The organism is Mycobacterium sp. 3-98, assembly GCF_035918355.1.
GTDB classification, from domain to species: Bacteria; Actinomycetota; Actinomycetes; order Mycobacteriales; family Mycobacteriaceae; genus Mycobacterium; species Mycobacterium intracellulare.
The window spans coordinates 833511-848654 of sequence record NZ_CP142360.1 but is presented as its reverse complement, the minus strand read 5'-3'; the positions used below and the strand labels follow the sequence as shown (position 1 = coordinate 848654).

Below are 15144 nucleotides of genomic sequence, written 5' to 3'. Positions count from 1 at the left end.
CTTGATGAACCAGCCAAGCGGCCTGAAGAATCTGCTGCGCGCGGCCGCGGGAGCCCTGCCGGTGGTGTCCCGCGGCGGCGGACTGCCCACCCGCACGGTCACCATCGAGGAACTGCCCATCGACCGCACGAACGTCGCCGAGTACGCGGCGGTGACCGGCCTGCGCTACGGCAACTGTGTGCCGCTGACCTACCCGTTCGCGCTGACCTTTCCGGCGCTGATGTCGCTGGTGACCGGGTTCGACTTTCCTTTCGCCGCAATGGGTTCGGTGCACACCGAAAACCACATCACCCAATACCGCCCCATCGCGGTCACCGACACCGTCGGCGTGCACGTGCACGCCGAGAACCTGCGCGAACACCGCAAAGGTCTGCTGGTCGACCTGGTGACCGATGTCAGCGTCGGCAACGACACCGCGTGGCACCAGGTCACGACCTTCCTGCACCAGCAACGCACCAGCCTGTCCGACGAACCCAAACCGCCCCCGCAGAAACAGCCCAAGCTGCCGCCACCGCCCACCGTGCTGCGCATCAGCCCGGGCCTGATCCGGCGCTACGCCGTCGTCGGGGGCGATCACAACCCGATACACACCAACCCGATCGCGGCCAAGCTGTTCGGATTCCCCACCGTGATCGCGCACGGAATGTTCAGCGCCGCAGCCGTATTGGCCAACATCGAGGCCGCCATCCCGGACGCGGCTCGGTACTCGGTGCGCTTCGGCAAGCCGCTGGTGCTGCCCGCGACGGCCGGTCTCTACATCGACGAAAACGACGACGGCTGGGACCTTTCGCTGCGCAACATCGCCAAGGGATACCCGCACCTGACCGGCACGGTCCGGCCGCTTTAGCTTCTACCGGTGGCGACCGGCTAGCCGGCGTGCGTCGAACCGCGCCCGCAGGCAAGCACTTTCAGCGCGTGGGCGGCGGTCGCGGTCAGCAGGAACAGCGCAAACAACCACAGCGGCGGGCGGGCGAGTTCCCACACGAAGATCGCCGCCCAGATCGGCGAGCCCTGGGTCACCGCGAGCACACCGGCGGCCCCGGCCAGCGACACCGCCGGCACGTGCAGGTGCGTCCCGCTCGCCCAGTTGATCGCCAGCACCAGCGCCGCCCCCGCCGCCGCGCCGGTGGCCAGCGACGGCGTCAGCAGCCCGCCCGTACCCCCGGCGCGCAGGAACAACGCTGTCAGAAGGGGTTTCAATGCCAGGATCGCCAGCGCGGACACCAGGGTCATGCCGCTGGCCAGGCTGACCGTCAGGATGCTGCGGCCGTTGCCGGGTAACTCGGGCCACCAATGCGAGCAGACGCCCATTACCAGGCCCGCCCCGGCCAGCGCCGGGATCAGCACCCAGCTTCGCACCGGGCGCGGCGGCCGCGCCGCGGCCATCAACCGGTTGAAGGCCCAGCCCGCCGCGAAAGCCACCGGCGCCAACAGCAATCCGTGCGCTGTCAACAGATAGGTCGATTCCTCGATCGGCCACTGCAGGTTGGGTTGATCGCGCGTGATGGCCGAGCCGATGGCGACCGCCAGGCCGGAGGACAGGAACGCCGCGCCCACCGCGCGCGGGTGCCAGGTGCCCAGCAAGATCCGGGTCGAGAAGAGCGCCCCGGCCAGCGGAACCGCATACACCGCGCCCAGCCCCGCCCCGGCCGCGCAGGCCAGCAGGATCTCACGGTCGCGCCCGGAGAGCCGCTTGAGCCATCCGGTTCCCAAATCGCTTAGCACCGCGGCGAATTGGCGTGGCGCCCCTTCCCTGCCGAGCGATGCTCCCGACCCGACGAGCACCACCTGCAGCATGGCGTCGATGCTCCACGAGAGCCGCGGCACGCGTTCTCGGCGGGCGATGGTTTCCGCCAGCGGCGGCACGTCCGTGCGGCGCCGCAGCAGCCACCACCCGAGCGCGGCCAGCGCGGCGCCGATCATCGGGCCGACCACGCGGCGTATCGGGCTGCTGGCGGCGACCCCGGCCAGCAGGGTGCCGAAGCTGTAGTGGTAGGTGGCGTGCTGGACCGCCCGCAGCACGAGCGTCGTCGCTAACCCGGCGACGCCGGCCAGCAACCCGACGATGACGACCGCGCAAAAGAAGTCGAGGTTGCCGCGGTCCGTGCGGGCGACGGGCATCGGGGCCACCTGACGAAGGAGGGGTCTAGTCGCCGGCGGCGTCCGAGCCGTCCGGCTGGGACCGGGCCGCTTCCCGCTCCTCCGGTGAGCCTTTGAGGCCGTACCAGAACAGGTCGATCATCAGCTGGGCGGCCTCGTCGACATCGATATCGCCGGTGGACAACCGATTGGCCACCGCCTCGCCGGCGCCCACCAGCGCCACGGCCATCATCTCGTGCTCGATGTCCGGCCGCGGCGCGCGGCTGCCGGCCCGCATCAGCCCGGCGACCAGGTCGATGATCTGCTCGCGTCCCTCGCGCACCATGTGGGCGAACGCCTGCGAGCTGGTGGCCTGGGTGTACATCACGATCCACGACGCCCGGTTCGCGTCGATGTAGCGCATGAACGACGCGATCGTGTTGCGCAGCATGTCATTCGGGCTCTGGCGAAAGTCGATGTCGGCGCGCAACACGTCGATGAACCGGGTCATTTCCCGGTTCAGGCAGGCACCGAACAGGTCCTCCTTGGAGCCGTAATACAGGTACAGCATGGGCTTGGAGATCTGGGCCTCGGCGGCGATGGCGTCCATCGAGGTCTCGTGGTAGCCGTTGACCGAGAACATCTGCACGGCGGCGTCGAGCATCTGCTGCTCGCGCACGGCGCGCGGTAATCGCTTGGTACCACCCGCCATCGCTCGCCTCTCTAGCCCGTCTATCTGACTCAAGAGTAAGCAATGCGGCCGGACCGCACAGCACTAGTGCCCACGGCGGCGACCCGCTTCCCCCGGGGTGGACTATGCGGCGACCCGCTTCGCCGGCTTCGCCTTGGCCCGTCTTCGCCGCCGCGCCTCGGCCCGTCTTCGCCGCGCCTTGGCCCGTCGAGTGTGAATCGTTGGCTTTCGGTGTGAATCTGCGGCGGCGACACGCCGATCGGGCGCGCCGCCACTGCACACTCAAAGCCGTCAGTTCACACTCAAGGTTGCGGCGGCCGGCCCGGCTCACGCCGCGCTCGCGATCGCCGCTAGTGCCCGCAGGTCGGGCCGGGGCCCTTCATCTTCGCCACCCGCACCAGCGCCTCGTCCACCCGGCGTGCCGGCAGTTCGCCTGAGGCGACGGCCTTTTGCAAGCGGTCCAGCACCGCGGGCACCTCGTCGGTGGTGACCCACAGCGCGACGTCGACGCCGGCCAACAGGCTGCGCAGCACCGCCTCCGACACCCCGTACCGGTCGGAGATGGCGGCCATGCTGGACAGGTCGTCGCTGAACACCGGGCCGGTGAACGGCGGCCCCTTGTAGCCGACGCCGTTACGCAGCAACTGCACCGCCTCGGGGCTCAGGCTGGCGGGGACATCGCCGGTGAGGCCCGGGACCTGCAGGTGGCCCACCATCACCGCGACCGGCGCCGCGGCCACCAGCGACCGGTAGGGCACCAGGTCACTGGTCTGCAGGTCGGCGAGCGGCGGCGTGACCACACCGCCGGTGTGCGAATCACCCGAGCCGTGCCCGTGCCCGGGGAAATGCTTGAGCACCGGCAGCAGCCCGGCGTCGCGGAGGCCCTGCGCGTACGCCCCGGCGTAGTCGGTCACCGTCTGCGGGTCCGCGCCGAAGGAACGGTTGCCGATGACGGCGTCGTCGTCCTCGTCGCTGACGTCGACCACGGGAGCGAAGTCGACGGTGATGCCCAGGTCGCGCATCTTGCGGCCGCGGTCGGCGGCCAGATCGTGGACCTGCTGGACGGTTTGTGTCTGCGCCAGCTCCCGGGCCGGCGGCGACGTGCCGATCAGGGTCTTCAGCCGCGACACCCGGCCACCCTCTTCGTCGACGCTGACCGCCAGCGGCAGCGGTCCCGCCTTGGCGCTGATGTCCGCCAACGGCCCCTGGAAGATCGTCAGGTCGGTCCAGCTGCCGATGAAGATCCCCCCGACGTGGTAGCCGTTGACAACGGCCCGGGCGTCATCGGCGTTCTTCACGCCCACCATCAGGAGTTGGGCCAGCTTGTCGCGGATGCCCAGCGCGGCCGGCACCGCCGCCGGGTCGGCGCACACCGGGGGCGCGGGCGCGGCCGCCGGCTTGCTCGACGTCGACGAGTGGGCGGGTGGCGCGGGGTGGTGGCCGCAGCCGGCCACCAGCGCCGACGCGGCCGCGAGCACGGCGAAGGTGCGCGAAAATGCCATCGGGCCATGCTTTCACGGGGGGCGTTTCGTCCCCGGCCCCAGGGGGCACAAGCGGTAGGTTGCCCATCAGGGGAGGTCAGCAGGCGATGAGCGGTTTCACGGTGGCGGCCGCGGCCAGCATCGCGGCGGGGTTGGCCGTCGGGATCGCGACGACGGTCGGCATCACGCTCGCGGTGGCCGACGACACCGCCGTCCCGGCGCAGGCGCCGGCGCGCCCGGCGTTGCCCTATCAGGTGCAATACGGCGACCGCTGTTTCCACGGACACTGTCTGCACTGGTGACGAGCGCTCGGTCGAACGCTCTTCTGCTAGGTTGGCGCTAGGTTGAAGTCACGACCGCAAGCCCCGCAATTACCCAGGAGCCGTCGATGAACCGGATCGTTGCGCCCGCCGCAGCGAGCGTTGTGGTTGGCCTGTTGCTCGGCGCGGCCGCGATCTTCGGGATCACGTTGATGGTCCAGCAAGACACGAAGCCGCCACTTCCCGGGGGCGATCCGCAGTCGTCAGTGCTCAACCGGGTCGAGTACGGCAACCGTAGCTAGCGGCGAGGTAGGGGCAGCGCGGCCGGAGCCCGCGGAGACGACCCTCACTTCGTCGGCTGTGTCGCGCCGCTGGTTGTGGTTGGTCGGCGCGATCGCGCTGGCGTTGACGTTCGCCCAGTCGCCGGGGCGGATCTCCCCCGACACGAAGCTCGACCTGACCGCCAACCCCCTGCGTTTTTTGGCGCGCGCGACCAACCTGTGGAACAGCGAGCTGCCGTTCGGGCAGGCGCAGAATCAGGCCTACGGCTACCTGTTTCCGCACGGCACCTTTTTCCTGATCGGTCACGCGCTGGGCGTGCCCGGCTGGATCACGCAGCGGCTGTGGTGGGCGCTGCTGCTCACGGCGGGCTTCTGGGGGCTGATCCGCGTCGCCGAGGCGCTGCGGATCGGCAGCCCGGCGTCGCGGGTGATCGCCGCGGCCGCGTTCGCGCTGTCGCCGCGGGTGCTGACCACCCTCGGATCGATCTCGTCGGAAACCTTGCCGATGATGCTGGCGCCCTGGGTGTTGCTGCCCACGATCCTCGCGTTGCGGGCGTCGACGGATCGGTCCGTGCGAGCGCTGGCCGCCCGGGCGGGCCTGGCCGTCGCGCTGATGGGCGCGGTCAACGCCATCGCGACACTGGCCGGCTGCCTGCCCGCGGTGATCTGGTGGGCATGCCACCGACCGAACCGGCGGTGGTGGCGTTACACCGGGTGGTGGCTGCTGGCGCTGCTGCTAGCCACGCTGTGGTGGGTGGTGGCGCTGGTGATGCTGCGCGCCATCAGCCCGCCGTTCCTGGACTTCATCGAATCCTCCGGCGTGACAACGCAATGGTCGTCACTGACCGAGATGTTGCGCGGGACCGACAGCTGGACCCCGTACGTGGCGCCCAACGCCACCGCGGGCGCCCCGCTGGTGACGGGGTCGGCGGCCATCCTGGGCACCTGCCTGGTCGCCGCGGCCGGGCTGGCGGGGCTGGCCTCGGCCGCCATGCCGGCGCGTGGCCGCCTGGTCACGATGCTGTTGGTCGGCGCGGTCTTGATGGCCGTCGGCTACAGCGGCGGGCTGGGCTCTCCGGTGGCGCACGCGGTGCAGGCCTTCCTGGACGCCGGCGGCGCCCCGTTGCGCAACGTGCACAAGCTGGGGTCGGTGATCGGCATCCCGGTGGCGCTGGGCATCGCCCACCTGCTGGGTCGGATACCGCTGCCGGGCGCCGCCCCGACGCCGGTGTGGCTGCGCGCGTTCGCCCACCCGGAGCGCGACAGGCGGGTGGCGGCCGCGATGGTGGTCCTGACGGCGCTGATGGTCAGCACCTCGCTGGCGTGGACCGGTCGGCTGGCGCCGCCGGGGACGTTCACCGCCATCCCGCCGTATTGGCATGAGGCCGCCGAATGGCTCACCGAGCACAACACGGGCGCCCCCACACCCGGGCGGGTGCTCGTCGTGCCGGGGGCGCCGTTCGCCACGCAGGTGTGGGGCACCAGCCACGACGAGCCGCTGCAGGTGCTGGGCAGCAGTCCGTGGGGGGTGCGCGATTCGATCCCGCTGACCCCGCCGCAGACCATCCGGGCGCTGGATTCGGTGCAGCGCCTGTTCGCCGCCGGACGGCCCTCGGCTGGATTGGCCGATACCCTTGCGCGCCAAGGCATTTCCTACCTTGCGGTGCGCAACGACCTGGATCCCGACACGTCGCGCTCGGCGCGCCCGATCCTGGTGCACCGCGCCGTGGACGGCTCGCCGGGGCTGCGGAAGGTGGCGCAGTTCGGCGCCCCGGTGGGGCCCGGCACGCTGTCCGGCTTCGTCGCCGACAGCGGGTTGCGGCCGCGCTACCCGGCGGTCGAGATCTACCGGGTCACCGGCGGCGGTGACGTCAGTGACCCCGCCACGCCCTACCTCGTCGACGCCGACCGGCTGGCCCGCGTCGACGGCGGCCCGGAAGCGTTGCTGCGCCTGGACGAACGGCGGCGGCTGCTGGGCCAGCCGCCGCTCGGCCCGGCGCTGCTGACCGCCGACGCGGGCGCCGCCGGGCTGCCGCTGCCGCCGGGAGCCGGCGTGACCGTCACCGACACCCCGGTCGCCCGGGAGACGGATTACGGTCGGGTGGACCAACATTCGTCGGCGATCCGGGCCCCCGGCGACGCGCGGCACACCTACAACCGGGTGCCGGACTATCCCGTCCCGGGCGCGGAGCCGGTGGCCGGCGCGTGGACCGGCGGGCGGATCACCGTGTCGAGCTCGTCGTCGGATTCCACCGCCATGCCCGACGTCGCCCCGGCGACCTCCCCGGCCGCCGCGATCGACGGGGACTCCGCGACCGCCTGGGTGTCCAACTCGCTGCAGGCCGCCGTCGGCCAGTGGATGCGGATCGATTTCGACCACCCCGTGACGAATGCGGCAATCACGTTGACCCCCAGTGCAACCGCCGTCGGCGCCCAGGTCCGCCGCATCCTGATCGAAACCGCCACCGGCAGCACCACCCTGCGGTTCGACGAGCCGGGCAAGCCGCTCGCCGCGGCGCTCCCCTACGGTGAAACGCCGTGGGTCCGGATCACCGCCGCGGGCACCGATGACGGGTCCGCCGGCGTGCAATTCGGCATCACCGACCTGACGATCACCCAGTACGACGCGTCCGGGTTCGCCCACCAGGTCGACCTGCGGCACACCGTGCGGGTGCCCGGGCCGCCCCCCGGCGCCCCGATCGCAGGGTGGGACCTGGGCTCGGAACTGCTCGGCAGGCCCGGCTGCGCCCCGGCGCCCGACACCGTGCGCTGCGCGCCGTCGATGGCGCTCACCCCGGAGGAGCCGGTCAACTTCAGCCGGACGTTGACCGTGCCGGCGCCGGTGTTGGTGACCCCGACGGTGTGGGTGCGACCCCGGCAGGGCCCGAAGCTGGCCGCCCTGATCGCCGAGCCCAATGCGACTGTCGCCCAGGGTGATTCGGATGCGGTCGATGTGCTGGGCTCGGCCTACGCGGCCACCGACGGCGACCCGGCCACCGCCTGGACGGCGCCGCAGCGGGTGGTGCAGCACAAGACCCCGCCGACGCTGACGCTGAGGCTGCCTCGACCCACCGAGGTCACCGGGTTGCGGCTGGTGCCCAGCCGGGCGGCGCTGCCCGTGCGTCCGACGATGGTGGCCGTCAACCTCGGTGACGGCCCGCAAGTGGGGGCGGTCAAGGCCGATTCAGGCGCGGCGCAGACGCTCGCGCTGAAGCCCCGGGTGACCGACACGGTGACGCTCAGCCTGCTGGACTGGGACGACGTCATCGACCGCAACGCGTTGGGCTTCGACCAGCTCAAGCCGCCCGGGCTGGCCGAGGTGGCCGCGCTCGGTGCCGACGGCAACGCGATCGCGCCCGCCGACGCCGCCCGCAACCGCGGCCGGGAGATCTCCCTCGGGTGCGATCGCGGCCCGGTCATCGCGGTCGCGGGCAGGTTCGTGCACACCGCGATCCACACCACCGTCGGGGCGATACTGGACGATCAGCCCCTGGCGGCGGTGCCGTGCGACCGCGATCCGATCGCGCTGCCCGCCGGCGACCAGGAGCTGCTGATCAGCCCGGGGGCGCAGTTCGTCGTCGACGGGGCCCAACTGTCGACCTCGGGGGCCCCCGAAAGCGCGCGGGCCGAACGTCTTTCGTCCTGGCGGGCATGGGGACCGGCCCGGCGCGAGGTCCAGGCTCCCCCGTCGGCCACCCCCCGGGTGATGGTCATCCCGGAAAGCATCAACCCCGGCTGGGTGGCGCGCACCGGCAGCGGGGCCCGGCTGACGCCGATCGCCGTCAACGGCTGGCAGCAGGGGTGGGTGGTCCCCGCGGGCGACCCCGGCACGATCACGCTGACGTTCGCCTCCAACCCGCTTTACCGTGCGGGACTGGTGGTGGGACTGGCCTTGTTGCCGCTGCTGGCGCTGCTGGCGTTCTGGCGCACCCGAACACGCGACGCGGGCGCCCCCACGCAACCATGGCGGCCCGGGGCATGGGCGGCGGTCCCGGCGCTGGCCGCCGGAGCGCTGATCGCCGGCGCCGGCGGCGTCGTCGTGATGGGCGCCGCCCTGGGGTTGCGCTACGCGCTGCGCGCCCGGCGCTGGGAAGGCCTCGCCCTGGTGGGCAGCGCCGGCGGGCTGATTGTGGCCGGGGCGGCGTTGTCGCGCCAGCCCTGGCGCTCGGCGGACGGCTACGCGGGTCATTCGGCGAACGTCCAACTGCTGGCGCTGGTTTCGCTCGCGGTGCTGGCCGCCTCGGTGATCGTCATGCCCGACCGGGAGCGCCGGCCCGGCGACGAATAGTGCCGAATAGTTTTGGCGGGTAGTGGCTACCCCCGTTTATCGGCTGATTGACTGGATATGCGGTCGGTGCGACAGCCGCCGATCGGGGAGTGAGCGCCATGACCTGGTTTTCCGCGCCCGAATACTGGGTGGGCAGACTGGTCCTCGAGCGCGGCGCCGCGGCGATCTATCTGCTGGCGTTCGTCGCGGCGGCCGCGCAATTCCGCGCGCTCATCGGCGAACACGGGATGCTGCCCATTCCGCGGTTTGTGGCGGCGCAGTCGTTTTGGCGCACGCCGAGCATCTTTCATCTGCGCTACTCCGATCGGCTGTTCGCGGCGGTCGCCTGGTTCGGCGCGGCACTGTCGGCGGCCGTCGTCGCCGGCGCGGCCGACGCGGTGCCGCTGTGGGCCGCGATGGCGACGTGGCTCGTGCTGTGGGTGCTCTATCTCTCGATCGTGAACGTCGGGCAGACCTGGTACTCGTTCGGTTGGGAGTCGTTGCTTCTCGAGACCGGGTTTTTGATGATCTTTCTCGGCAACGACGACGTGGCGCCCCCGGTGCTGACGTTGTGGATGGTCCGATTGCTGTTGTTCCGAGTCGAATTCGGTGCGGGGCTGATCAAGATGCGCGGCGATCCGTGCTGGCGCGACCTGACGTGTCTGTACTACCACCATGAGACGCAGCCCATGCCCGGGCCGCTGAGCTGGTTCTTCCACCATCTACCCAAACCGCTGCACCGGGTCGAGGTGGCGGGCAACCATTTCGCGCAGCTGATCGTGCCGTTCGGATTGTTCGCGCCGCAGCCGGTGGCCAGCGTGGCCGCGGCGATCATCGTCATCACGCAGCTGTGGCTGGTCGCGTCGGGCAACTTCGCCTGGCTGAACTGGGTGACGATTCTGTTGGCGTGCAGCGCCATCGACGACGCGTCGGTCGCGTCGCTGCTTCCCGGGGGGCTGGTCCCGGCGCACGACGGCCCGGCGGCGCCCGCGTGGTTTGCGGTCCTGGTTGCTGCGGTGTCGGCGGCGGTGCTGTTCATGAGCTACTGGCCGATTCGGAACATGTTGTCGTCGCGCCAGCGAATGAACATGTCGTTCAACTCATTTCACTTGGTGAACACCTACGGGGCCTTCGGCAGCATCGGGCGGATCCGTCGGGAGGTGGTGATCGAGGGCACCGACGATGACCAGCTCAGCGACCAGACCGTCTGGCGGGAATACGAATTCAAAGGCAAGCCGGGTGGGCCGCGCCGGCTGCCGCGACAGTGGGCCCCCTATCATCTGCGCCTGGACTGGCTGATGTGGTTCGCCGCGATCTCGCCGGGCTACGCGCAGCCCTGGTTGCGGCCGTTCCTGCAGCGGCTGCTGCGCAACGACCGGCCGACCCTGCGTCTGTTGCGCCACAACCCGTTCCCGGATGCGCCGCCGCGGTTTGTGCGCGCCCAGCTCTACCAGTATCGCTTCACCACCCCGGCCGAGCTGCGCCGAGACCGGGCGTGGTGGCATCGCGCCCTGGTGGGTGGCTATGCGCCGCCCATGACGTTGTCGACACCTACCACCACCAATTGAGGCCAATCTCGGCGTCACCGGTCGTATCGGCCAGGACGCGACGCAAGGCCGCGTGAACCCCCTCTAGGCGCGGTTGCGTTCACGGAAATTCAAACCGTTGTCCGCCCAACCGATCTGCCATAGCCTCGCCTTCCACAGCGCCGCAGCCTTGCCTGCGCGAATCCCGTGCCAACCGGCCCCGTCCCGGGTACCGCACCGACGTGCTCAGCCAGCTCGGTGTCCTGATCTGAGGAGCTCGATGTCGACACGACGCCATACCGCGCTACTGCTGGCTGCCATCGCTCTGCTGCTGCCGGCGTGCGTCTCCCGCCAACAGGCCGCCGGCCCCGGCGCGGTGCCGGACCGAGTTCCGCTGTCACAGCTGGCCGACCTGACTCTCAAGGTCGGCGATCAAAAGAGCGTTGGCACCGAAGCCATGCTGAGGGCCGCCGGCGAGCTGCAGAACCTTCCGTACCGGATCGAATTCTCCACCTTCACCTCGGGACCACCGATGGTCGAGGCCGCCGCCGCCGGCAAGATCGATTTCGCCATCACCGGTGACACCCCACCGATTTTCGGCGCGGTCGCCAACGCCCGCATCAAGGTGGTGTCCGCATTCGACGGTGGGGGCCCCGGCGATCAGATTCTGGTTCACGCCGATTCGCCTATTCACTCCGTCACCGACCTGCGAGGCAAAACCATCGCGCTGGCCAAGGGCAGTTCGGCGCACGCCAATGTGCTTGATCAGCTCGACAAGGCCGGACTCAAACCCGACGACGTCCACCTGGTGTTCCTGCAACCGGCCGACGCCCTGTCGGGATTCCGCAATGGCCAGGTCGACGCGTGGGCCGTGTGGGATCCCTATACCGCGCAGGCCGAACAGCAACTCCCGGTGCGGGGCCTGGTCACACGCAAGTACAAGTACTCGTTCGGGATCGCCTCCGACCAAACGCTGGCCGACGCCAAACGGAACACCGCCCTGGCGGATCTGCTGGCGCGATACACCCGAGCCGCGGTCTGGGCGCGCGAGCACCCGCAGGAGTGGGCCGCTCAGTACGCCGGGTCCGCCGGCATCGACCCCGCCGTCGCCGCCGTCGCGCAGGGGCGCACTCTGCGACAGCCGATCCCCCTCGACGACACCGTGATTGACGCCGAACAGCGCCTCACCGACCTACTGGCGGCGGCGGGCCAGATCAAGTCCGCACCGCGCTTCGGCAACTGGGTGGATCGTCGCTTTGCCGCCACCGCCGCCGAAACTCACTGACCCGCATGAGGTGGGACTTCTGATGACGAGGCCAGACCGCCCCGCGATAGTGGGCGCGGCAAGGCCGACGTAGTGGTGTTCGCATCGGTTGACGCCGCCGGGGCGGCCGGCTCAGGCACCGGAGGCTGTGGAGCGAAACAACATTCGCGGTCGTCGCTGCGCCGGTGATTCCGGGCCGCGACGGCGACGTCGTGTTGCCAGTGGACTCTGGTCAAGCGCGCGCGGATGACCGCGCCCGGTGCGGGGCAGCGAATTTTGGATGGTGAGATTTTTATTGAGGAAACCCCCTGGCACGCTCATGTTTGCCGGGTGTTGATCGTGTTTTCACTCTGGGACGTGTACGAATTCGCCCGAGGTAGACGGGGCTATCGGCGCCTTGCCAATCAAACCGCTGCGTTGCAGGCCTTGCCATTCGAACGCGGTGTTCCCCCGGCGTCGGCCTGCATTTGCCACGAGCTCTTCGGGCAGAGCTGGCTAGTCTTCTGAGCACCCGAACATTTCAAGCAACTGGCATCCACTGGCGGGTGCCGACCGAAGTTGCTCAATGTTGTTGAAGACCAACCTTATCGGCAAGGACGAGCGCGGGGTCCGTGGTGTTCGCGGCCGGAGGCGGAGGAAACAAATGGAATTCGGAGCGTTACCGCCGGAGATCAACTCCGGCAGGATCTACTCAGGCCCCGGGCCGGCCCCGTTGTTGGCCGCCGCGGCCGCCTGGGACGGATTAGCGTCCGAATTACGCGCCACGGCAGCGTCTTACGGGTCCGTCGTCGCAGAGCTGAGAACCGCGTGGAATGGCCCCTCGTCGACGTCAATGGCGGCCGCGGCCGCGCCGTACGTTGCGTGGCTGATCGGCAGCGCCGCGCAGGCCGAGCAGTCGGCCAGTCAGGCGAAGGCGGCGGCGGGCGCGTATGAGGCCGTCTTCGCGGCCACGGTGCCGCCGCCGGTGATCGCGGCCAACCGGGCGTTGTTGGCGACACTGGTCGCGACCAACATCCTGGGCCAAAACACCCCGGCCATCGCGGCCACCGAGGCCCAGTACGCCGAGATGTGGGCCCAAGACGCGGCCGCGATGTATGGCTATGCGGGTTCCTCGGCGGCCGCGACTCAACTGGCACCGTTCACCACGCCGCCGACGACCACCGACGGCAGCGCGGAAACCAACCAGGCCGCCGCGGTCGCCTCGGCTGCCCAGTCCTCGGCGAGCTCCAACGTGGAATCCGCGGTCTCCCAGGCGCTCTCGCAGGCCCCGGCCGCGGCACAAACCGCGGCGACGGCGACGGCGACGACGTCGCCGGGAGTGTCGCTCGGTCTCGGGGAAGCCACGGGGGGCCTGAAGAGTTTCAACAGCTTCCTCAGCACCCTTACCGGGCCCTACTCGCCGCTTGGGGTCGCAGACGCGGGGAAGGGTTTTTATCAGCTTGCGCTCAACACCAAGGCGATGGGCGGCAACGTTCAAAGTGTCGACCCCACACTGCATCCCAAGGGTCTCCATGGGGTTCTGGCCCCGTTGCTGCACAGCGATCTGCTGACCGGCTCCACCTCCTTTCAGGCGCCGAGTGCGGGAACGGTGTCGGCGGCGGTGGGTCGTGCCGGTGTCGTCGGATCGTTGTCGGTTCCCGCGAACTGGGCCTCGGCCGCGCCCGCGATCAGGACCCTGGCCGCCGAGTTGCCCGAGACGATGCTGGACGCCGCACCGGCGATGACGATGAGCCCCGGCCAGGGCCTGCTCGGCCCCACCGCCCTGTCGAGCCTGGCCGGACGCGCCGTCGGGAGCAGCGCCACCCGCGCGGTGGCCGGGCCGGCGGTCCGGGTGCCAGGGGCGGTGGCCGTTGATGACATCGCCACCACCTCCACGGTCATCGTGATCCCGCCGAACCCGAAATAAGGAAAGGCACCGCCATGGTTTTCACCGATTTCGCAGCGCTCCCACCAGAGGTCATCTCCACCCAGCTCTACGCCGGCCCCGGCGCGGCGCCCATGCTGTCGGCGGCCGCCGCATGGCAGGCGCTGGCCGCCGAATTGCATTCCACCGCATCCTCGTACGGCGCGGCGATCTCCGAACTCATCGGCGAGGACTGGCAGGGCCCGTCGTCGGACTCCATGGCGTCCGCCGCGGCACCGTACGTGAACTGGATCTCGACCACGGCGGGCCTCGCTGAGCAGACTGCCGCCCAAGCCCAGGCCGCGGCCAGTGCCTATGAGGCCGCGCTGGCCTCCGTCGTCCCGCCCGCGCTGATCGCCGACAACCGCACCCAGCTGGCAGCGCTGCAGGCGACCAACCTGTTGGGGCAAAACGGCGCGGCGATCGCGGCCACCGAAGCCGAATACGCCCAGATGTGGTCCCAAGACGTCACCGCGATGTTCGGCTACGCCGCCGCCTCCCAGTCCGCCGGGGAACTGGCGCCGTTCGAGCAGGCACCCGCTGTCAGCAAGGACACCGGGTCGGCGGCTCAGGCGAGCACCACGGCCGCCGCGGCGTCGAGCTCGTCGTCCTCGTGGATGCAACAGCTGCAGGACTACGTCAACTCGCTTACCACGGGATACACCCAATCGTGGCAGAAGCTGATCGAGGGCATGACCGGCAGTAAGGAGGTCGCGCCGCTGTGGGAGGCGCTGTTTTCCAGCGTCAAGGGCGTCGGCGGGCAGGCCACCTGGACCAACGTCGTCGGCGCCAGTGGCGGCCTGGGCGTCTCGGAATGGAAGGGGGCCTTCGTCTACGCCCCCTGGAGCGCCGGCTTGCCCAAAGCGTCGCTGGGCGCGGGTCTGGCCTCCCCCGGAGGCCTTGGCGCCGGCGTCCCGGTGCGTCCCGTATCGGCGGTGCTGGGCACCGCGCCGACCGTGGGAAAGCTGTCGGTGCCCTCGAGCTGGGCCACCGCCGCCCCCGCCATCCGGCTGGCCTCCACCGCACTGCCGGCCACCAGCGCGGCCGCGGCCGCCGCGGCGGGTTTCCCGGCCGAGCTGGTCAACGACGCCACCCTGGGCAGCCTGGCCGGCGGTGCACTCGGCGGCCCCGCCGCCCGCGTCATCAACACCACCACCGGGATCCAGACCCGCGCGATCGCCGGCCAGCGCCGCACCCAACCGGTCAAACTCGACCGCATCATCGCCCAACTACAAGAAATGCCCGACCAGGTGCAGCACTGGAACGTCGACGAGGCCGGCCTCGACGACCTGGTCGCCCAACTCAGAACCACACCCGGCGTGCACGCCGTGCACGTCAACGACGAACCGACGCCCGCCGCCGCACACCCCGAATCCCAGCTGGGATAACCAC

The 15144-nt window shown here is 70.4% G+C and carries 11 protein-coding genes; 8 read left to right on the top strand and 3 right to left on the bottom strand.

Annotated elements, in window-relative coordinates:
* The first annotated feature begins 4 nt into the window (after positions 1–4).
* Positions 5–847: a MaoC/PaaZ C-terminal domain-containing protein gene (locus QGN30_RS04150; protein ID WP_008261782.1), complete on the top strand. Its 843-nt coding sequence runs from the start codon at positions 5–7 to the stop codon at positions 845–847.
* Positions 848–867: 20 nt separating this feature from the next.
* On the opposite strand, the gene QGN30_RS04145 is transcribed toward QGN30_RS04150, so the two are convergent.
* The 3 genes from QGN30_RS04145 to QGN30_RS04135 form a co-directional block, all read right to left on the bottom strand.
* On the bottom strand, positions 868–2121 hold the full coding sequence (locus QGN30_RS04145) for a chloride channel protein (RefSeq protein ID WP_008261783.1): 1254 nt from the start codon (positions 2119–2121) through the stop codon (positions 868–870).
* 25 nt (positions 2122–2146) lie between these two features.
* Positions 2147–2791 carry a TetR/AcrR family transcriptional regulator gene (locus QGN30_RS04140; RefSeq protein ID WP_014383448.1) on the bottom strand — a complete coding sequence of 215 codons (645 nt, stop codon included), beginning with the start codon at positions 2789–2791 and terminating at the stop codon, positions 2147–2149.
* Between the two features lie 329 nt (positions 2792–3120).
* Positions 3121–4272 carry a glycoside hydrolase family 3 N-terminal domain-containing protein gene (locus QGN30_RS04135; RefSeq protein WP_036454133.1) on the bottom strand — a complete coding sequence of 384 codons (1152 nt, stop codon included), beginning with the start codon at positions 4270–4272 and terminating at the stop codon, positions 3121–3123.
* 86 nt (positions 4273–4358) lie between these two features.
* Between QGN30_RS04135 and QGN30_RS04130 the strand changes: the two genes are divergently transcribed.
* The 7 genes from QGN30_RS04130 (at position 4359) to QGN30_RS04100 (ending at position 15140) form a co-directional block, all read left to right on the top strand.
* Positions 4359–4553, top strand: a complete 195-nt coding sequence (locus QGN30_RS04130; RefSeq protein ID WP_014381395.1) for a DUF2613 family protein — start codon at positions 4359–4361, stop codon at positions 4551–4553.
* Positions 4554–4639: 86 nt separating this feature from the next.
* Positions 4640–4813, top strand: a complete 174-nt coding sequence (locus tag QGN30_RS04125; RefSeq protein WP_007769006.1) for a DUF2613 domain-containing protein — start codon at positions 4640–4642, stop codon at positions 4811–4813.
* A 58-nt stretch (positions 4814–4871) separates the two neighbouring features.
* Positions 4872–9080 (top strand): alpha-(1->3)-arabinofuranosyltransferase domain-containing protein, encoded by a 4209-nt coding sequence (locus tag QGN30_RS04120; protein WP_233042284.1) that lies wholly within the window; start codon positions 4872–4874, stop codon positions 9078–9080.
* Between the two features lie 98 nt (positions 9081–9178).
* Positions 9179–10627 carry a lipase maturation factor family protein gene (locus QGN30_RS04115; RefSeq protein ID WP_225346599.1) on the top strand — a complete coding sequence of 483 codons (1449 nt, stop codon included), beginning with the start codon at positions 9179–9181 and terminating at the stop codon, positions 10625–10627.
* A gap of 238 nt (positions 10628–10865) precedes the next feature.
* Positions 10866–11870: an ABC transporter substrate-binding protein gene (locus tag QGN30_RS04110; RefSeq protein WP_008261807.1), complete on the top strand. Its 1005-nt coding sequence runs from the start codon at positions 10866–10868 to the stop codon at positions 11868–11870.
* Between the two features lie 622 nt (positions 11871–12492).
* A complete protein-coding gene (locus QGN30_RS04105; protein ID WP_014381398.1) occupies positions 12493–13755 on the top strand; it encodes a PPE family protein in 1263 nt (420 codons plus the stop codon).
* Positions 13756–13769: 14 nt separating this feature from the next.
* Positions 13770–15140 carry a PPE family protein gene (locus QGN30_RS04100; RefSeq protein ID WP_014381399.1) on the top strand — a complete coding sequence of 457 codons (1371 nt, stop codon included), beginning with the start codon at positions 13770–13772 and terminating at the stop codon, positions 15138–15140.
* Positions 15141–15144: the final 4 nt, after the last annotated feature.